Source organism: Burkholderia sp. HI4860 (assembly GCF_002223045.2).
Taxonomy (GTDB): domain Bacteria; phylum Pseudomonadota; class Gammaproteobacteria; order Burkholderiales; family Burkholderiaceae; genus Burkholderia.
The window spans coordinates 1,478,287-1,494,879 of record NZ_NKFO02000001.1 but is presented as its reverse complement, the minus strand read 5'-3'; the positions used below and the strand labels follow the sequence as shown (position 1 = coordinate 1,494,879).

Genomic DNA, 16,593 nt, shown 5'->3' with positions numbered 1-16,593 from the left:
CACGTGAACCTGCATGGCATCCGCGCGATCTACCGCGCAGAAATGGCCCGCACGCGCCGCACGCTGATGCAGAGCATCATCGCGCCGGTGATCTCCACATCGCTGTACTTCGTGGTGTTCGGCTCCGCGATCGGCTCGCGCATCAGCGACGTGAACGGCATCGGCTACGGTTCGTTCATCGTGCCGGGCCTCGTGATGCTGTCGCTGCTGTCGCAGAGCATCTCGAACGCGTCGTTCGGCATCTACTTCCCGCGCTTCACGGGCACGATCTACGAGATTCTGTCCGCGCCCGTGTCGTACTGGGAGATCGTGATCGCGTACGTGGGCGCGGCCGCGTCGAAGTCGATCCTGCTCGGCGTGATCATCCTCGCCACGGCCGGCCTGTTCGTGCCGCTGCACATCCTGCATCCGTTCTGGATGGTGCTGTTCCTCGTGCTGACGGCGGTCACGTTCAGCCTGTTCGGCTTCGTGATCGGCATCTGGGCCGACAGCTTCGAGAAGCTGCAACTCGTGCCGCTCCTGATCATCACGCCGCTCACGTTCCTCGGCGGCAGCTTCTACTCGGTCGACATGCTGCCGCCCGCGTGGCGCGTCGTCACGCTGTTCAACCCGATCGTCTACCTGGTCAGCGGCTTCCGCTGGTCGTTCTACGGGATCGCGGACGTGCATGTGGGCGTGAGCCTCGGCGCGACGTCGCTGTTCCTCGTGATCCTGCTGGCGATCGTCGCGTGGATGTTCCGCACCGGCTACAAGCTGAAGAATTAATTGATGCAATTGATGCGCGATGGCCGCCCCCCGCGCGGCCGCCGATGACGCATTTGAGCAAGCAGGCGGCGCTTTTCCTCTGATGCGGCATTTTGTGGTCGCGTCTACTGAAGACGAAGCATCGGGGCCGCGAAGCACGCGCTTCGCGGCCCCTTTTCATTTCAGAGGACGCCATGCCCGCCGCCACCGCTCCCGCCTCCGCCGCCGCCCGGCTCGAACGCCTGCCGTTCTCCGGCTATCACAAGCGGATCTTCTTCATCATCGCGATCGCGTTCTTCTTCGACTCGGTCGACCTCGGCACGATGACGTTCGTGCTCGGCTCGATCCGCAAGGAGTTCGGGCTGTCGACCGCGGCCGCCGGCCTCGTCGCGAGCGCGAGCTTCTTCGGTATGGTGCTCGGCGCGGCCGTCGCCGGCCTGCTCGCCGACCGCTTCGGCCGCCGACCCGTGTTCCAGTGGAGCATGGTGCTGTGGGGCGCGGCCTCTTATCTGTGCTCGACCGCGCAGAGCGTCGACGCGCTGATCGTCTACCGCGCGCTGCTCGGGATCGGGATGGGGATGGAATTCCCGGTCGCGCAGACCTTGCTGTCGGAATTCGTGCCGACCGAGAAGCGCGGCCGCCTGATCGCGCTGATGGACGGCTTCTGGCCGCTCGGCTTCATCACGGCCGGCATCGTCGCGTACTTCGTGCTGCCGCAGTTCGGCTGGCGCACCGTGTTCGCGCTGCTCGCGATTCCCGCCGTGTTCGTGCTCGTCGTGCGCCGCATCGTGCCGGAATCGCCGCGCTGGCTCGAGCATGCGGGCCGGCACGCGGAAGCCGACACGGTGATGCACACGATCGAGGCGAAGGTGATGCGCTCGGCCGGCGTCACGACGCTGCCGCCGCCGTCGCGGCTCGCCGAGCCGGTCGCCGCCCGCGGGCGCGGTGCGCTGCGCGAGATCTGGAGCGGCGTGTACCGCCGCCGCACGGTGATGGTGTGGCTGCTGTGGTTCTTCGCGCTGCTCGGGTTCTACGGCCTCACGTCGTGGCTCGGCGCGCTGCTGCAGCAGGCCGGCTTCGAGGTCACGAAATCGGTGTTCTACACGGTGCTGATCTCGCTCGGCGGCGTGCCGGGCTTCCTGTGCGCCGCGTGGCTCGTCGAACGCTGGGGACGCAAGCCAACCTGCATCGCGTCGCTGATCGGCGGCGGCGTGATGGCGTACGCGTACGGCCAGAGCGCGCTGTACGGCGGCAGCATGGCGCTGCTGATCGGCACCGGCCTCGCGATGCAGTTCTTCCTGTTCGGGATGTGGGCCGCGCTGTACACGTACACGCCGGAGCTGTACGGCACCGGCGCGCGGGCGACCGGCTCGGGCTTCGCGTCGGCGATCGGGCGCGTCGGTTCGTTGATCGGGCCTTACGTGGTCGGCGTCGTGCTGCCGGTGTTCGGCCAGGGCGGCGTGTTCACGCTCGGCGCGCTGTCGTTCATCGCGGCCGCGCTGGCCGTGTGGACGCTCGGGATCGAAACGAAGGGGCTCGCGCTGGAACAGCTCGCGGCGGGCGATGAAGCGGGTGGGAGTGGCAGGTACGCGGCGGCGGCGGACTAGGTGCCCTGAGCGCCCGGTCGACCCGGATGTTCACGATAGCCGGGACGGTGCGCAGCGCCGTGCCCGGCTGCTGCGCGAAGCGGCCGGATTCGCGGCCGGACCAAGCCGAGGCACCGTGTCGCGCGCCCGCCCGGCACGGTGCCGACGCCCGCTCCGGCGTCGAACTCGTGCCGATCGTCACGAAACACATCCATCAGTGGAATGGGTCAGTCGGGTACCTGCCGGCGGACAAGGCGCTGCTGTCGTCGGGCATCCTGATGCGCTTCGGCCGTGAAGCGACGGACGGCCCGCTGCCGGCGACCGTCGATTCGAGCCGGCGCCCGGACTACCTGCCCTCGCTCGCCTGCGTGGCCGGTGCGCTGTGCCCGATCCACCCACTCGATCTCGACCTCATCCTGCCGAGGCACGGCCCGGCCCGCATGCACGACATCCCGTGCGTGCACGCCGATGCGCTCGCCCATTGCGAGACCGCCACCGCATAGGCGGCGGAGGCGGCAATCCAGCAGCGGTACAGCAGGTGCGGGTCAGGCCCCGGCGACGATGAACTCTTCGGCCGCCTTGCGCTGCACCGCGGCCATCACCGCCAGTTCGCGCTTGCTGCGCGAGTCGCCGGACACGACACCTGTCGCGTGCTTCGCCTTCGCACCCAGCGGGAAAAACACGAACGACGCGCCGGCCGGTGCCGCCGGCTCCGCGCGCAGGCGTTTGTTCAGGATTTTCAGGTACTTCTTCTTCGAGACTTCCTTAGCAGCCATGGCGTCCTCCGCGTGAACGTGGTGAGGATCAGCATACCAGTTTTGACGACAGGCTCCGGAACGGCGCAGCGTCGCCGCACGAATCGATCTGCCCTAGAATGGAGCACGCTTTCGCGACTTGTCCCCCGCCCGAGACCGCACGTCCTCATCGGAGCGCTCCCATGCATGTCGAGTTGTTCGCGCAGCATCACGCTTGTACCGGCTGGCAGGGCGACATGGCCCGGCGCATCGCCGCATTCGACTGGGCCGCCACCGGGCTGGGCCCGCTCGACGGGTGGCCGGCCAGCCTCGTCACGGCCGTGCGCACGGTGCTCGCGTCGCCGCTGCCGCTGGTGATGCTGTGGGGCCGCCCCGGCTACATGATCTACAACGACGCGTATGCCGGGTTCGCCGGCGGGCGCCATCCGTATCTGCTCGGCCAGCCGGTCGAACTCGGCTGGCCCGAAGTCGCCGATTTCAACCGCAACGTGATGGACACCTGCCTCGCCGGCGGCACGCTGTCCTATCGCGACAAGGCCCTCGTGCTGCTGCGCAGCGGCCGCCCCGAAGACGTCTGGATGGATCTGCACTACAGCCCGATCCCCGACGACGACGGTGCACCGGGCGGCGTGCTCGCCGTCGTCGTCGAAACCACCGAACGCGTGCTCGCCACGCGCCACCGCGATCGCGCGGAAGCGGCACTGCAGGCGTCCAATGCCCGGCTGCGCGACCTGACCGAGACGCTCGAGCAGCGCGTGACCGACGCGATCGCGGAGCGCGCGGCGATCGAGGAACAGTTGCGTCATGCACAGAAGATGGAAGCGATCGGCAACCTGACCGGCGGCATCGCGCACGACTTCAACAACGTGCTGCAGGTGATCAGTGGCAACCTGCAGATCCTCTCCGTCGAACTCGGCGCCCATGCGGGCGCGCAACCCCGGATCGAAAACGCGAACAACGCCGTGCGGCGCGGTGCGAAACTGGCGTCGCACCTGCTCGCCTTCGCGCGCCGCCAGCCGCTCGCGCCGACGACGCTGAATCCGCGGCAACTGATCGTGGACATGAGCGAGATGCTGCGCCGCGCGCTCGGCGAAACGGTCCGGATCGTCCCCGCACTGTCACCCGATGTCGGCAACGTGCTCGCCGACCGGCACCAGCTCGAAAACGCCCTCCTGAACCTTGCGCTCAATGCGCGTGACGCGATGCGCGGCGACGGCACGCTGACGATCGCCGCCTACAACGTGCAGCCAGGCGATGCGTCGGACGCCGGCCGCACGCCGACGCCACCCGGCGAATACGTGACGCTCGAGCTCGCCGACACGGGCACCGGCATGACGGCCGACGTGCTCGAGCGCGCGTTCGAACCGTTCTTCACGACCAAGCCGGATGGCGAAGGCACGGGGCTCGGGCTCAGCATGGTGTTCGGCTTCGTCAAGCAGAGCGGCGGCCATGTGTCGATCGACAGCACGCCGGGCCAGGGCACCACCGTGCGCCTCACGTTTCCGCGCTGCCACGGCGCGGCCGAGGAGCAGGCCCGCCTACCGCAGCACGACGCGGTGCGCGGCCACGAGACCATCCTCGTCGTCGAGGACGACGCGGACGTCCGCCTGACCGTGGTCGACATGCTCGCGCAGCTCGGCTACAAGGTCATCACGGCGTCCAGCGGCGAAGCCGCATTGCGCGTGCTCGACAGCGAGACGCCAATCGACCTGCTGTTTACCGACGTGATCATGCCCGGCCGCGTGAAGGGCGGCGAACTCGGACGCCGTGCCGCGCTGCGCAAGCCGCCGTTGCCCGTGCTGTTCACGTCCGGCTACACGCGAGACGAGATCTTCCATGCGGGACGGCTGGACCCCGGCGTGATGCTGCTCGGCAAGCCATACCGGCGCGACGAACTCGCCGCCCGGATCCGCAGCGCGCTCGATGCGGGCGTCGGCACGACATGACGGATTGCCGGCGCAACGCCGCACACGCCGGTCACCCCTGAGATTTTTTCCTGCGATGTCGATTCGCGTCGCCGTCGCGCGTCGTGTTGTCGTAACCGATCGTTTTTGCCGTCGGCACGATCGGCGGCGCCCCCTCATTCCACTCAAGGAGAGTCCACCATGCGCGTCCTCGTCATCGTCAAGGCCACCACCGATTCCGAATCCGGCCGGATGCCCGACACTGAAATGATCGCCGCGATGGGCCGGTTCAACGAAGAACTGGCGCAAGCCGGTATTCTGCTCGCCGCCGACGGGCTGCACCCGAGCATGCGCGGCAAGCGCGTGCACTTCGCCGGCAAGAACCGCACCGTCGTCGACGGCCCGTTCGCCGAAACGAAGGAACTCGTCGCCGGTTTCTGGCTGTGGCAGGTGAAATCGATGGAAGAAGCGGTCGCATGGGTGAAGCGCTGCCCGAACCCGATGCCCGGCGACTCCGACATCGAGATCCGCCCGCTGTTCGAGGCGGAAGACTTCAGCCCGGCGTTCACGGAAGCATTGCAGGAGCAGAAAGCGCGGCTGAGCGCGCAAGCCGACGCCGGAAAACACGCGTAAATCGCGGCGGTGCCGGACGGTTTCGCGTCACCGCCGGACGCCGCCGCTACCCGCTGATGGGTGCGCGGCTCACGCTCGTTTGCGCGGCACCGCGAGCCGCTCGACCGCGCCGCCGGTCACGTCCCGGAACATCGCGGCATTGCCGTACGCCCGCGCGGCAAGCATCGCGCCATAGACCAGCGACACGAATGTCGCGGCCTCGGTCTGCACCGATATGTCCGGCTGCACGACGCCCTCTCTCACCCCCGCCTCGAGCACGCGCACCAGCCACGCGGCGAGGTCGTCGAAATGCGCCCTCACCGCCCGCGCGACTTCGTCGGGCAGCGCGGGCAGCTCCGCGCCGAGCATGCCGGCGACGCAGAACGGCGCGCTGTCGTCCGCGATGCAGCGTTCCCAGTAGCCGATGTACGCGCGCATCTGCACCAGCGCGTCGGCGCCGCTCGCGTCGAGCAGCGACATGTCGGCGTCGAATTTCGCCTGCGACTGTTGCAGCACCGCGACCGCCAGATCGGCTTTCGTCGGGAAATGGTGATGGATGCTCGCCTTCCGGATGTCGATCGCGTCGGCGATGTCGGCATAGCTGAACCCGCTATAGCCGCGCCGCATGATCAATTGCCGCCCGGCCTCGATAATGCGGCCCGCCGTACTGTCCCCCGATACCGTCATATCTACCTACCATCTAGTCGGATGAAAAACAGCGATAGTTTACTGCCCTGAGATAGTCTTTTCCAGCCGCAAATTCTCCTTGTCGATCCATCTACCTACTAGTAGGATGACTCCATCGACAGAACAAGACGCCTGTCGATATCCGACGGTTTCCCCACCCTGTCTTCCATCTGGAGAATGAAAATGAAGCGCTTTTCCCAACTTCGCCACATCGCCGCCGCACTCGCCGTTTCCGCCGCCGCATTCGGTTCGCACGCGGCCGTCGCCGCCCCTGTCAAGAACGTCGTGCTGGTTCACGGCTACTTCGCCGACGGCTCGGGCTGGCAAGCCGTCTCGAACATCCTGACGCGCGACGGCTACAAGGTTTCCGTCGTTCAGCAACCGGAAACGTCGTTCGACGACGACGTGAAGGCAACCCGGCGGGTCGTCGACGCGCAGGACGGCCCGAGCATCCTCGTCGGCCACAGCTATGGCGGCGCGGTGATCACCGAAGCCGGCAACGACGACAAGGTCGCGGGCCTCGTCTACGTGGCCGCGTTCCAGCCCGACACCGGCGAAAGCCCGCTCGACCTGACCAAGAAGACGCCGCCCGCGACGAAGGCGATCAAGGCCACCGAAGACGGCCACCTGTATTTCGACGAAGCGTCGTTCCATGCCGACTTCGCGGCCGACGTGCCGGCCGCCGAAGCGAAATTCATGGCGATCTCGCAGGTGACGCCGGCCGCGCAGTCCTTCGGCGTGCCGATCACGCATGCCGCATGGCGGACGAAGCCGAGCTGGGCAGTGGTCGCCACGGCCGACCGCGCGATCAACCCCGAGCTCGAACGCTTCATGACGCAACGCGCCGGCAGCAAGACGATCGAGCTCAAGTCGAGCCATGTCGCGTACATCTCGCACCCGGCCGAAGTCGCGAAGCTGATCGAACAGGCAGCCAAGGGCGTCGGCAAGGAGTGAGCCCAGGTCTTGCCCGATTCCGCCTGTTGACGTCCCCCCGGCGAGTAACGTAACGTTTTGATACGTTACTCGCCGAGACGCTTCCGTCATGCATTCCCGCTTCGACCGTTTCCGCCTCACCGCGCTCGGCGCCCAGCTCGAAGCGCTGATCGCGCAACCCGAGCGTTACGTCGAATTCGCGGCGCTGTCGCGCGTGGGCGTCGCCGCGATCGGTGCGATCCAGCACGAGATCGCGCACAAATTCCCCGAAATCGAAACCGACACGACAGCCCGCCAGTTCTGCGGCGCAATGGTCGCGGAAATCATGCGCCGTCACGGCCACGACGTCGTGCAGGCGCGCGGGCGGCTCGGCGGCTCGCTATTCAGCTATGGCGCGGTGTTCAGCGCGTATCCGCAACGGCTGCCGTTCGCTGACGTCGTCGCCGCGCTGGCCCGCCTGCCCGATCGGCTCGCCGCGTATGCGGCGCACGTGCCGGCCGCACTGTGGACGCGCCGCCCCGACGGCACGGGCTTCTCGCTCATCGAGCATGCGTGCCACCTGCGCGATCTCGATGCGATCTTCGCCGAGCGCATCGACGCCGTACGCACGCTCGACCTGCCCGTGATGGCATCCGTCGACGGCACAGCACTCGCCGCGCAACGCGACTATCTCGCGCAGCCGCTCGACGCCGCGGTCACGGCATTCCGCACGGGCCGCGCCGCGCTGTGTGCAACCGCGGCCGCGCTCGATTCCGCGCAACTCGCACGCTGCGGGCTGCGCGACGGCATCCGCCGCACGTCGCTCGACGAACTCGTGCGCGAATTGCTCGACCACGACCGTACCCACGTGCTCGAACTCGACGAACTGCTCGCCGAACTCGAATTGCCGCCCCTTCCTGCCGCGCCCGCGCCATGACCCAGCCCACGCCCATCGTCTTCATCCACGGTTTCATCGGCACGCTCGACGTGCGCGGGTGGAACGGCCCCCATCTCGCGCCTGACCTCCTCGGCTACGGCGCGCATCGCACAGTACCGTCCGACACGATCACGCTCGCCGCGCAGGTCGAGCACCTTCGGCATACCGTCGCTACGCACTTCGGCGCGCAGCCGGTCGATGTCGTCGGCCACTCGGTCGGCGGCGCGATCGCGATGCTGTTCGCGCATGCGCACCCGGAACGCGTGCGGCGGATCGTCAACGTCGAGGGCAACTTCACGCTCGACCATGCGTTCTGGTCGGCGTCGGTCGGCCGCATGACGCCTGCCGAAGCCGACGCGATGCTGGACGGCCTGCGCGCCGATCCGCACGGCTGGCTGCGCGGCGCGATCGACGCGCCGTCGCCGCGCCTCGTCGACGACGCCCGCCGCTGGCTCGCGCATCAGCCCGCATCGACGCTGCGCGCGATGGGCCGCTCGGTGGTCGCGACGACGGGCGAACCGGGCTATCTGCAGGCACTCGCGCACGTGTTCGAGCGTCACCCGGTCTGGCTGATGGCCGGCGAACGCTCGCGCGCGGGCTGGCACCTGCCCGACTGGGCGCTCGCGCGCTGCGCCGGCTTCGACACGATCGCGCGCTGCGGGCACCTGATCCCGGCCGAGCAACCCGATGCGTTTCGCGCGGCGCTCGAGCGCATCGTGTCCGCGCCGCCCGCCTGACAACCCGTAGGATTCGCCGAAATATGGTTGAAAGGCGCGGTTGCTAGAGTCGTCCGAACAGGGTTTTCCCGGCGCCCGGCGCCGGATGGGGTCGACACATGCGAGGATCGATGTACCTGGCACGCGCCTTCTGGCTACTTCTGCTGGTCGCCATTTCAGGCCCTGCTCTCGCCTTCCACGCGCGGGTCGTCGCGATTCCCAGCGCCGCGATGAACGAGACGCTCAAGGCCACCGTCGTGCTGCCCGACGCCTATGCGCGCGGCACCCGCGACGGCGACCGCTATCCGGTCGTCTATCTGTTGCACGGCTCGGGCGGCGATCACACCGACTGGACGTCGAACACGCGCATCGCCGCGCTGGCCGACCGCTACCACGTGATCCTCGTGATGCCCGACGGCGGGCACGAGAGCTGGTACATCGACAGCCCGTTCGATTCGGGCAGCCGCTTCGAAACCTTCATCGGCGACGAAGTCGTGTCGTACATCGACTTGCACTTCCGCACGATCGCCACGCAACGCGCCCGCGCGATCACCGGGCTCAGCATGGGCGGCTTCGGCGCGCTGCGCATCGCGCTCGACCGGCCCGACACGTTCGGCGCGGTCGGCAGCATCAGCGGCGCGGTCGATCCGCGCTGTTGCGCGGACGAACCGGGCATCGACCACGTATTCGGCGACCCCGGCCGCCATCCGTCGTTCTGGGATCGCAACGTGATCGTCGCCAGCGCCAGCGCGTTCGTGCGTGCGCATCTCGACCTGACGATCGATTGCGGCCGCGACGACGCGTTCGTCGGCTCGAACCGCACGCTGCACGAACGGCTCGTCGCGCTCGGCGTGCCGCACGACTATGCGGAACGGCCGGGCGGTCATACGTGGGATTACTGGGCGAATGCGATCCGCTACCAGATGCGGTTCTTCGCGACGTCGTTCCAGCAGCGCGGCTATGCGTACCATCCCGCGCCCCGTGCGCCGGGCATGACGCGGGCGGGCTGACGCGCGCCGCATCGCGGCGCCGCGACGCGACGCGGCCCATGTCGCCGCAGGATCTCGTCGCGCACGACTGCATCAACCTGCGCCTGCCGACGCACGGCGCGCTGTACGCGTGGGAGCTCACGCGCGGGGACGAAATACTGCAGGTGCGCGTCGACGGGCAGGTCACCTTCAACGGCACCTGCGAAACACTCGATGCGGCGCTCGCGGGCTACGGGCTCGCTTACGTGCCCGCCGAACTCGCGGCGCCGCATGTCGCCGCCGGCCGCCTCGACAGCGTGCTCGCCGACTGGTGCCCGACGTTCCCCGGCCATCACCTGTATTACGCGAGCCGGCGGCAGTCATCGCGCGCGCTCGCCGTGATCGTCGAGGCGCTGCGCTATCGCGCATGAGCCCGCTTTGCGCCGCACCTGCGCCGCGATTCATGAATCGGGTCGATAAGTGCATGCGGATTGGCGGGGATTATCGCTAGACGCATCGGTGGCTACCATCGACGGTGTTCCCCACTTTCCCCGGAGCCCTCGATGTCCGAACCGACTTCCGCCGGACGCAAAGCGTTCGGCGCCATCGCCCCCGCCCTCGCCGACTACACCGACAACGTGCTGTTCGGCGACGTGTGGCAGCGCCCCGGCCTGTCGCCGCGCGATCGCAGCCTCGTCACGGTCGCGAGCCTCGTGTCGCTGTATCGCGTCAACGAGCTACCGTTCCACCTGAAGAAAGCGCTCGACAACGGCCTCACGCGCGAAGAGCTGGTCGAAGCGATCACGCACCTCGCGTTCTACTCGGGCTGGCCGACTGCAAGCTCGGCGCTGACGATCGCGCAGCGCGTGTTCGACGAAGCCGGCGTGTAAGCGCCGCGCCCCTATATTCAACCGGCGGGCACGCGCCCGCATGGAGCCTTCATGGATTACCGCTATCTCGGGCGCAGCGCGCTCAAGGTGTCGCCGCTGTGCCTCGGCGCAATGATGTTCGGCGGCGAGACCGACGAAGCGACGTCGGCGCGCATCATCGACAAGGCGTTCGACCAGGGCGTCAACTTCATCGACACGGCCGACGTCTATCACGCCGGCCGCTCGGAAGAAGTCGTCGGCCGCGCGATTGCATCGCGTCGCGACAGCTGGGTCGTCGCGACGAAGTTCGGCTATCCGGCCGGGCCGGACGCAGGGCCGAACCGCCAGGGCCAGTCGCGCAAATGGATCGTCGAATCGGTCGACGCGAGCCTGAAGCGGCTCGGTACCGACTACATCGACATCCTCTATTTCCATCGCGCGCTGACCGACGCGCCGCTCGACGAAGGCATGCGCGCGATCGCCGACCTGATCCGGCAAGGCAAGGTGCGCTACTTCGGGCTGTCGAACTTCAAGGGCTGGCGCATCGCCGAAATCGTGCGGCTCGCGGACCAGCTCGGCATCGATCGCCCGGTCGCGAGCGAACCGCTGTACAACCTCGTCGATCGCACGGCCGAGGTCGAACAACTGCCGGCCGCCGCGCATTACGGGATCGGCGTCGTGCCGTACAGCCCGCTCGCGCGCGGTGTATTGACCGGCAAATACGCAGTCGATGCGCAGCCGCCCGCCGATTCACGCGCGGGCCGCGGCGACCGTCGCATCCAGCAAACGGAATGGCGACCCGAATCGTTGCACATCGCGCAGCAGGTGGCCGCGCATGCCGCCGCGCGCGGCACGACGTCGGTTGCGTTCGCGCTCGCGTGGGTCATGAAGAACCGCATCGTCAGCTCGACGATCGCGGGGCCGCGCACCGAAGCGCATTGGGACAGCTACATCGATGCACTGACACTCGAACTCGGCCCGGACGACGAACGGTTCGTCGATGCGCTCGTGCCGCCCGGGCATGCCTCGACGCACGGCTATACCGATCCCGGCTATCCGGTCGAAGGCCGCAAGGTTTGAAGTCGGAACGGGATGACTGAATGACATGCCGGGCGCGATGCCCGGCATGAAGATGAACGCGCGCCGCCCGACGCGCTTTCACGTAGATGCCGCGCGATCAGTTGTCGTGCGCTGTGTCGGCGCTGACGACGCGATCGAAAAATTCCTGCGCACGCGCCAGCTCGTCGAGCGCGCGATCGAGGCGCGACATCGCGCGTGCGTATTCGGCCGACGAAACGTCGTCGTCGCTTTCGCCGCGCACGGCGCGAAACGCCTGATCGACATTGCGCGTGGCTTCGACGAAGCGCTGCGCGGCCCGGGCTTCCCGCGAACAGATGTGGGTCGACATCGACACTTCTCCCTCAGGGTTGCAGTGTGAAGCACGCCGACGCTCAGTGTGCGTGGTGCGCATGTCGGCGGCGTGAACCACGACCCATCGAGTCTCGACGCATCGGCCGCCGCGCAGCGCGCTTCGTGCCGATTGTCTCTCTGCGTTCGCCGCTCCGCTATGGCGAGATTGCAACAAATTCTTGCGCGATCTGCTGCGCGCGTTTCGTCACGCGCGCCCGATACGCGGATGCGCAAGGCCCGCGAACGCGGCGGCTTCACCCGGCGACAGGTCGAACAGGTCGCCGGTGAGATCACGCGGATGCTCGGCCGCCGGCCGGTTGCGCAATCGCGCCACGTGTGTGGGCGCAACATACGCGGCTGCCGTTTCGATCGGCGGCACGTCGAACAGATCACGCGTGACGCCGCGCACGGCGTCCGTCGGCGACCGGCCGCGCAAACGCGCGACGAGCTCGACGAAGCGATCGAAATCGCCCGCGCGCGTGGCCTTGTTCACTTCCGCGAGATCGCGCGCCTTCAGCACGCACGGCTGTGCAAGCCGCACGAAATACGGTGCTTCGAGCTCGACCGACAGCGCGAGCGGATAGCTCTTGCCCGTCTGCTCCTTCGCACGCCCGACGCAATCGACCACGGCCGCGCCCTGGGCGGCACCCAGCGGCTGGCCGGTGCTCACGCTGCGCAGGTGATCGGGAAACACGCGCAATTGCGTGCCGACCGTCAGCGCGGTGGACGACGCGCACACGAGCGCGTAGTGCTGTTCGCGGCGCCGGCCCGACGGCAAGGTCGAGCGGCTGGCGATGAACGTGTGCGGCGGCAACGGCCGCACCTGCCCGCTTGCGTCGACCCATGCGTTCCACAGCAGCATGTCTTTGCGCTCGCCCGCGCGCGGGCGCGATGCGACCGGCGAAAACAGTGCGAGCAGCGAGCCCGTGCGATGCGCGGCGACTTGCGCGCTGCTGCCGAGCGGTTGGTTGATGCCCCACAGAAAACGGCCGCCCCCGAGCCGGCGCTCCCATTCCTTGCGGAGCACGACGGTCGGCAAATCCTCGCCGGACTCGGTACCGATCTTGGTCCAGCAGAACGTGGGTGGGAGGTGTTTCAGTGTCATCAACTTTCTCGGGGATACAGCCTCGCTGGTGACAGCAAGCCCATTCAACAGCCGTAACTGTATAGGTATAATGCATCGCATGGAAGCCCCGGACCAAGATTTTCCCGTTCAAGACCTGTTGCGCCGCCTGATGGCAGATACACGCTCGTCCAGCGAAATTGCGCGACTCTCCGGGGTCAGCCAGCCGACCGTATCGCGCCTGAGGCTGTCGAACGGGCATCGGCTGCGCCGCAGCGCGCCATTCAATAAGCTATGCAGTTTCTACGGTGTCGATACCGGGCCGTCGCGCCGCCAGTACAACGACCTGCTGCGCGACGCGATCGTCGACGCGTGGGACGGGTCGGATGAGCACGGGCGCGCGCTGCTGGTCGTGATTCAGGGGTTGAAGGGGCTGCAGGCGAAGGCGGATGATGGGTGATGGGGGGGTGCGCTGCTTATGCACTGCAGCGGCTGGCACCGGAACGAAGAGAAGGCACATCGGAGATTGCGGTGGATGTCGCTTGACGCCCCGAAGCGGCCAGCCCGCACCCCCGAAAGAGCATGGGTTCAGTTTCGCCGATCAACGCCTCGCGCAAGATACTATCGACTGTCAACCCGCATACCCTACCCACCAAATGGGCATATCGTATCGATTTATCTCCGCCCCAAGCGACAGCGATGCTGTTCTGACATGGTTCCGTGAACTGCCGGAACCACCGCGAGAAATCGCGGCAGCACAACACATCGTTCTGTATTTTGCGCACCTTGGAGGGCTGCAATATGGGGAGGAGGGCGAAGTCGACGCGGAGAAGTCGCCAATCGTTACGATCGCCCCCCCTCGAACGGCTCGAGGCGCACTATGGACGGTCGGCGAAGTTCATTTTCTTACCAGCGCGCTCGGAAAACTCTACCCCGCGCTTTACCGCGTTAGCCGGTCGTTCGGCAAATGGCTTGGCGGTTACCAATGCGTCTATTCATCCGCGGACCGCGACAACGGGTATAGCTACTATCTGGAAGGATCCGTCAAAAATCAGGTCACTCCGATTTTCGCCCTTCAGTCCGGCATGGACGCGCTCGGCAACGAGCGCTATTTCGTCGGAGCGCGGGATAACGACGCGGTGTTAGACACGGTGTGCAAGACACTGCGGTTACGCGGCCTTTCTGTTGATGCAGGTTAGCCATCACTCGCGGGTTTCGTCTGGTCTCCGATCGACAAGATGTGAAGCACCGATTCCAACAACCACTCACGCGCAATCGCCGTGCATCGCGACGGCCGCTCCAGCGTCGGGAAATGACCACACCCTTCTATCGCTTCGAATCGCGCATGTGGCATCACGCCGGCGATACACCGGCCAACGTCGACGGGAACAAAACGGTCAGCGGCCCCCCAGACGAGCAACGTAGGCACTTTGCTCGCCGCAAGCGTCGACCAATGATCCGAGCGCGTCAGCGTGGCATCAGATTGACGTGCAAACAGATCCGCCCCGGCATCGCGGGCCATCTGCATGAATGCAGCCCGTGACGTGCCGTCGTGCCCCGGGATTGCCTGCTCGGCGAACTCCGCCATGACCCGCTCGTGCTCTCCGGTACGAATGCGCCGGCTGGTGGCACGACCGGCGTCCGGATTCGGATGAACGCCCGGCTGACAATTCATCAGCCAGAGCCCACGAACGCGGTCCGGCGCCCTCGCGAGCACTTCCATCGCGAGACATCCGCCGTATGCCGTGCCCGCAAGAATGAACGCACTGCTTGTCGATGCAAGGAGTTGCTCGGCACTCTCGGCGAATGTCGGTTGCGCCAGTATCTTCACGGTCGGTGAAACAAGATCCTTCAGCGCGTCGACCTGATCGGCATACATCCGAGCGTCGCACGGCATCGCGGGTAGAAATATGAGCGGTAGCAACATCGGAATGACTCAGGCAGGTAGTGGATCGCGTTTCGAAACCATCCAACGTAATCTTGGTCGACTTCAAGTTCCTGAGCCCAGGCTCATGAGCAACGACATGTACTGTGCAGAAGAAAATCGGCTTCACTGTACATTTCATCCCGCTTCCACCCAAAACACAATGCCCGTCAGGCTCGGGATCAGACAATCCGGAGGGCCTTCCGCACGCCGTAGGTGAGTACAAGACGATCAACGAAATCCGGCCCGCTCGAGGCATCACGGCGGCGATAAAAACGGGACGCCAATTCCATGAACACATCCGCTGACCCGCTTCCGTCTTCGCTCGCCGCTGCCACGTTCGTTCCATTCCTCATCGCCAGCATCGCACTGGCCGCCGCCTACGGCGCCAGCTTCCTCCTTTCCGAGCATTTGCGTCAGAGCGGCCTGGATTCGTCGATGGCAGGCGCCGTGATCTCGACCGGCATCCTGACCATGATCGTCAGCTCCCTCGTCGCGGGATGGGTAGCACAACGAATCGGCTTGATGTCGACGATCGTCGCGGCCGCTGCCGTCATGGCGCTTTCCATGCTCGCATTCAGCCTCGCAGCGCGCGATTTGAGGATCGCATTCATCGGCGGCCTGCTTCTGGGAATGGGATGGTCGACCTTCTACATACTCGCACCGCTTCAGATCATTCATCACGTCAGCCCCTCAGCACGGATCAAGTACCTGACCTTGCTCTCGGGTGGTCAAATGGTCGGGCTGGGTCTCGCGTCACCGATGGGCCATTTCATCGCCAGCCGCTTCGGGTCGTATGCCATCGTCTATGCCGGTCTCGCGTGTCTCTGCGTGGTTGCAGCCGTCGTATTTTCGATTGTCCGAAAACAGACGGAACGCCTACCGCACCCGCCCGCAGATGCAACCGGCCTGACGGCCGCGCGCGTGGCTGAAATCCTGCGCAACGTCACCCGCCTGCCGATCATCATGATCGGACTTGCCGCCTGCGTCTTTTCCGCGTTATCGAATTTTCAGGCGATCTATGCGGAGTCGCGCCACCTGTCGCCTGATCTCTTCTTCGTGACCTTCACGTTGACGACCGTCTTCTGCCGGTTCACGCTGGCGCAGACGATCAGCCGATTGCCGGTCCGAAAGCTCGCCTTCACACTGTTCGCCATGACGCTCCTGGCGCTGGTTCTCTTCGTGTTCAATCCGGGCAGTGAAATCCTGTACGTGACCGGCTCGTTCGTCTTCGCGATCGGCTACGGACTCAGCTATTCCACCTTGAACGGCATGGCGGTCAATCTCGCCAGTGAAAAAGGCTTGTCCGCATCAGCAAGCTCGCAGGTCTTCACGATCGCCTACTTCACGGGCCTGTTTGGATTTCCGTACGTAGCGGGCGTATTGGTGACCCACGTCGGCGTAAACGGGATGATCGTCGCGACGATCGCCGTCGTCGTCATCAACTTGCTGATGCTCACTCACACGAGTCTTCGCCGCGACAACGCACCGGTCGAGGCACGCTGA

General features: G+C 66.3%; 19 protein-coding genes and 1 pseudogene. 15 read left to right on the top strand and 5 right to left on the bottom strand.

Going from position 1 to position 16,593, the window contains the following annotated elements; translation table 11 throughout:
• The first annotated feature begins 3 nt into the window (after positions 1 to 3).
• The 3 genes from CFB34_RS06695 (at position 4) to CFB34_RS06685 (ending at position 2,833) form a co-directional block, all read left to right on the top strand.
• Positions 4 to 765, top strand: coding sequence for an ABC transporter permease (locus tag CFB34_RS06695; RefSeq protein WP_083266168.1), 762 nt, complete (start codon positions 4 to 6; stop codon positions 763 to 765).
• A gap of 173 nt (positions 766 to 938) precedes the next feature.
• Positions 939 to 2,351 (top strand): MFS transporter, encoded by a 1,413-nt coding sequence (locus CFB34_RS06690; protein ID WP_089441743.1) that lies wholly within the window; start codon positions 939 to 941, stop codon positions 2,349 to 2,351.
• 26 nt (positions 2,352 to 2,377) lie between these two features.
• Positions 2,378 to 2,833 carry a hypothetical protein gene (locus tag CFB34_RS06685; RefSeq protein WP_242808576.1) on the top strand — a complete coding sequence of 152 codons (456 nt, stop codon included), beginning with the start codon at positions 2,378 to 2,380 and terminating at the stop codon, positions 2,831 to 2,833.
• 42 nt (positions 2,834 to 2,875) lie between these two features.
• Here the strand turns inward: CFB34_RS06685 and CFB34_RS06680 are convergent, their stop codons facing one another.
• Positions 2,876 to 3,106, bottom strand: a complete 231-nt coding sequence (locus tag CFB34_RS06680; protein ID WP_039369487.1) for a hypothetical protein — start codon at positions 3,104 to 3,106, stop codon at positions 2,876 to 2,878.
• Positions 3,107 to 3,267: 161 nt separating this feature from the next.
• Between CFB34_RS06680 and CFB34_RS06675 the strand changes: the two genes are divergently transcribed.
• Positions 3,268 to 5,031 carry an ATP-binding protein gene (locus tag CFB34_RS06675; protein ID WP_089441742.1) on the top strand — a complete coding sequence of 588 codons (1,764 nt, stop codon included), beginning with the start codon at positions 3,268 to 3,270 and terminating at the stop codon, positions 5,029 to 5,031.
• Between the two features lie 159 nt (positions 5,032 to 5,190).
• Positions 5,191 to 5,622: a YciI family protein gene (locus CFB34_RS06670; protein ID WP_089441741.1), complete on the top strand. Its 432-nt coding sequence runs from the start codon at positions 5,191 to 5,193 to the stop codon at positions 5,620 to 5,622.
• A 69-nt stretch (positions 5,623 to 5,691) separates the two neighbouring features.
• Here CFB34_RS06670 and CFB34_RS06665 read toward each other — a convergent pair whose 3' ends face one another.
• On the bottom strand, positions 5,692 to 6,288 hold the full coding sequence (locus CFB34_RS06665) for a TetR/AcrR family transcriptional regulator (RefSeq protein ID WP_089441740.1): 597 nt from the start codon (positions 6,286 to 6,288) through the stop codon (positions 5,692 to 5,694).
• Positions 6,289 to 6,471: 183 nt separating this feature from the next.
• Between CFB34_RS06665 and CFB34_RS06660 the strand changes: the two genes are divergently transcribed.
• The 7 genes and pseudogenes from CFB34_RS06660 to CFB34_RS06630 all read left to right on the top strand — a co-directional run bounded on the left by CFB34_RS06660 (position 6,472) and on the right by CFB34_RS06630 (position 11,770).
• A complete protein-coding gene (locus CFB34_RS06660) occupies positions 6,472 to 7,242 on the top strand; it encodes an alpha/beta hydrolase (RefSeq protein ID WP_089441739.1) in 771 nt (256 codons plus the stop codon).
• Between the two features lie 88 nt (positions 7,243 to 7,330).
• On the top strand, positions 7,331 to 8,137 hold the full coding sequence (locus CFB34_RS06655) for a DinB family protein (RefSeq protein ID WP_089441738.1): 807 nt from the start codon (positions 7,331 to 7,333) through the stop codon (positions 8,135 to 8,137).
• Complete coding sequence (locus CFB34_RS06650) at positions 8,134 to 8,874, top strand: alpha/beta hydrolase (protein WP_089441737.1); 741 nt, start codon at positions 8,134 to 8,136, stop codon at positions 8,872 to 8,874. Before CFB34_RS06655 ends, CFB34_RS06650 begins: the two co-directional genes overlap by 4 nt.
• Before the next feature lie 110 nt (positions 8,875 to 8,984).
• Positions 8,985 to 9,863, top strand: coding sequence for an alpha/beta hydrolase family protein (locus tag CFB34_RS06645; RefSeq protein WP_179243756.1), 879 nt, complete (start codon positions 8,985 to 8,987; stop codon positions 9,861 to 9,863).
• Between the two features lie 35 nt (positions 9,864 to 9,898).
• Positions 9,899 to 10,252: pseudogene (locus CFB34_RS06640) on the top strand (LysR substrate-binding domain-containing protein); the annotation flags it as partial.
• Positions 10,253 to 10,384: 132 nt separating this feature from the next.
• Positions 10,385 to 10,711 (top strand): carboxymuconolactone decarboxylase family protein, encoded by a 327-nt coding sequence (locus tag CFB34_RS06635; protein WP_089441735.1) that lies wholly within the window; start codon positions 10,385 to 10,387, stop codon positions 10,709 to 10,711.
• Between the two features lie 51 nt (positions 10,712 to 10,762).
• A complete protein-coding gene (locus CFB34_RS06630) occupies positions 10,763 to 11,770 on the top strand; it encodes an aldo/keto reductase (protein WP_089441734.1) in 1,008 nt (335 codons plus the stop codon).
• Between the two features lie 97 nt (positions 11,771 to 11,867).
• Here CFB34_RS06630 and CFB34_RS39175 read toward each other — a convergent pair whose 3' ends face one another.
• Positions 11,868 to 12,098 (bottom strand): hypothetical protein, encoded by a 231-nt coding sequence (locus CFB34_RS39175; RefSeq protein ID WP_089441800.1) that lies wholly within the window; start codon positions 12,096 to 12,098, stop codon positions 11,868 to 11,870.
• Positions 12,099 to 12,305: 207 nt separating this feature from the next.
• Positions 12,306 to 13,205 (bottom strand): hypothetical protein, encoded by a 900-nt coding sequence (locus tag CFB34_RS06620; RefSeq protein ID WP_089441733.1) that lies wholly within the window; start codon positions 13,203 to 13,205, stop codon positions 12,306 to 12,308.
• 79 nt (positions 13,206 to 13,284) lie between these two features.
• Here CFB34_RS06620 and CFB34_RS06615 point away from each other — a divergent pair, with 79 nt between their 5' ends.
• A complete protein-coding gene (locus CFB34_RS06615; RefSeq protein ID WP_011354126.1) occupies positions 13,285 to 13,623 on the top strand; it encodes a helix-turn-helix transcriptional regulator in 339 nt (112 codons plus the stop codon).
• Between the two features lie 82 nt (positions 13,624 to 13,705).
• Positions 13,706 to 14,362, top strand: coding sequence for a hypothetical protein (locus CFB34_RS06610; protein WP_143329485.1), 657 nt, complete (start codon positions 13,706 to 13,708; stop codon positions 14,360 to 14,362).
• On the opposite strand, the gene CFB34_RS06605 is transcribed toward CFB34_RS06610, so the two are convergent.
• On the bottom strand, positions 14,359 to 15,090 hold the full coding sequence (locus CFB34_RS06605; protein WP_089441732.1) for an alpha/beta hydrolase: 732 nt from the start codon (positions 15,088 to 15,090) through the stop codon (positions 14,359 to 14,361). The genes CFB34_RS06610 and CFB34_RS06605 overlap by 4 nt on opposite strands.
• Positions 15,091 to 15,378: 288 nt before the next feature.
• Between CFB34_RS06605 and CFB34_RS06600 the strand changes: the two genes are divergently transcribed.
• Positions 15,379 to 16,593 carry an MFS transporter gene (locus tag CFB34_RS06600; protein ID WP_089441731.1) on the top strand — a complete coding sequence of 405 codons (1,215 nt, stop codon included), beginning with the start codon at positions 15,379 to 15,381 and terminating at the stop codon, positions 16,591 to 16,593.

What these genes read in the sequence shown, in the direction of transcription:
- CFB34_RS06690 (WP_089441743.1), top strand. Translation starts at nt 939, where the DNA reads ATGCCCGCCGCCACCGCTCCCGCCTCCGCCGCCGCCCGGCTCGAACGC.
- CFB34_RS06635 (WP_089441735.1), top strand. Translation starts at nt 10,385, where the DNA reads ATGTCCGAACCGACTTCCGCCGGACGCAAAGCGTTCGGCGCCATCGCC.
- CFB34_RS06650 (WP_089441737.1), top strand. Translation starts at nt 8,134, where the DNA reads ATGACCCAGCCCACGCCCATCGTCTTCATCCACGGTTTCATCGGCACG.
- CFB34_RS06670 (WP_089441741.1), top strand. Translation starts at nt 5,191, where the DNA reads ATGCGCGTCCTCGTCATCGTCAAGGCCACCACCGATTCCGAATCCGGC.
- CFB34_RS06630 (WP_089441734.1), top strand. Translation starts at nt 10,763, where the DNA reads ATGGATTACCGCTATCTCGGGCGCAGCGCGCTCAAGGTGTCGCCGCTG.
- CFB34_RS06605 (WP_089441732.1), bottom strand. Translation starts at nt 15,090, where the DNA reads ATGTTGCTACCGCTCATATTTCTACCCGCGATGCCGTGCGACGCTCGG.
- CFB34_RS39175 (WP_089441800.1), bottom strand. Translation starts at nt 12,098, where the DNA reads ATGTCGACCCACATCTGTTCGCGGGAAGCCCGGGCCGCGCAGCGCTTC.
- CFB34_RS06665 (WP_089441740.1), bottom strand. Translation starts at nt 6,288, where the DNA reads ATGACGGTATCGGGGGACAGTACGGCGGGCCGCATTATCGAGGCCGGG.
- CFB34_RS06655 (WP_089441738.1), top strand. Translation starts at nt 7,331, where the DNA reads ATGCATTCCCGCTTCGACCGTTTCCGCCTCACCGCGCTCGGCGCCCAG.
- CFB34_RS06675 (WP_089441742.1), top strand. Translation starts at nt 3,268, where the DNA reads ATGCATGTCGAGTTGTTCGCGCAGCATCACGCTTGTACCGGCTGGCAG.
- CFB34_RS06600 (WP_089441731.1), top strand. Translation starts at nt 15,379, where the DNA reads ATGAACACATCCGCTGACCCGCTTCCGTCTTCGCTCGCCGCTGCCACG.
- CFB34_RS06660 (WP_089441739.1), top strand. Translation starts at nt 6,472, where the DNA reads ATGAAGCGCTTTTCCCAACTTCGCCACATCGCCGCCGCACTCGCCGTT.
- CFB34_RS06615 (WP_011354126.1), top strand. Translation starts at nt 13,285, where the DNA reads ATGGAAGCCCCGGACCAAGATTTTCCCGTTCAAGACCTGTTGCGCCGC.
- CFB34_RS06685 (WP_242808576.1), top strand. Translation starts at nt 2,378, where the DNA reads ATGTTCACGATAGCCGGGACGGTGCGCAGCGCCGTGCCCGGCTGCTGC.
- CFB34_RS06680 (WP_039369487.1), bottom strand. Translation starts at nt 3,106, where the DNA reads ATGGCTGCTAAGGAAGTCTCGAAGAAGAAGTACCTGAAAATCCTGAAC.
- CFB34_RS06620 (WP_089441733.1), bottom strand. Translation starts at nt 13,205, where the DNA reads ATGACACTGAAACACCTCCCACCCACGTTCTGCTGGACCAAGATCGGT.
- CFB34_RS06645 (WP_179243756.1), top strand. Translation starts at nt 8,985, where the DNA reads ATGTACCTGGCACGCGCCTTCTGGCTACTTCTGCTGGTCGCCATTTCA.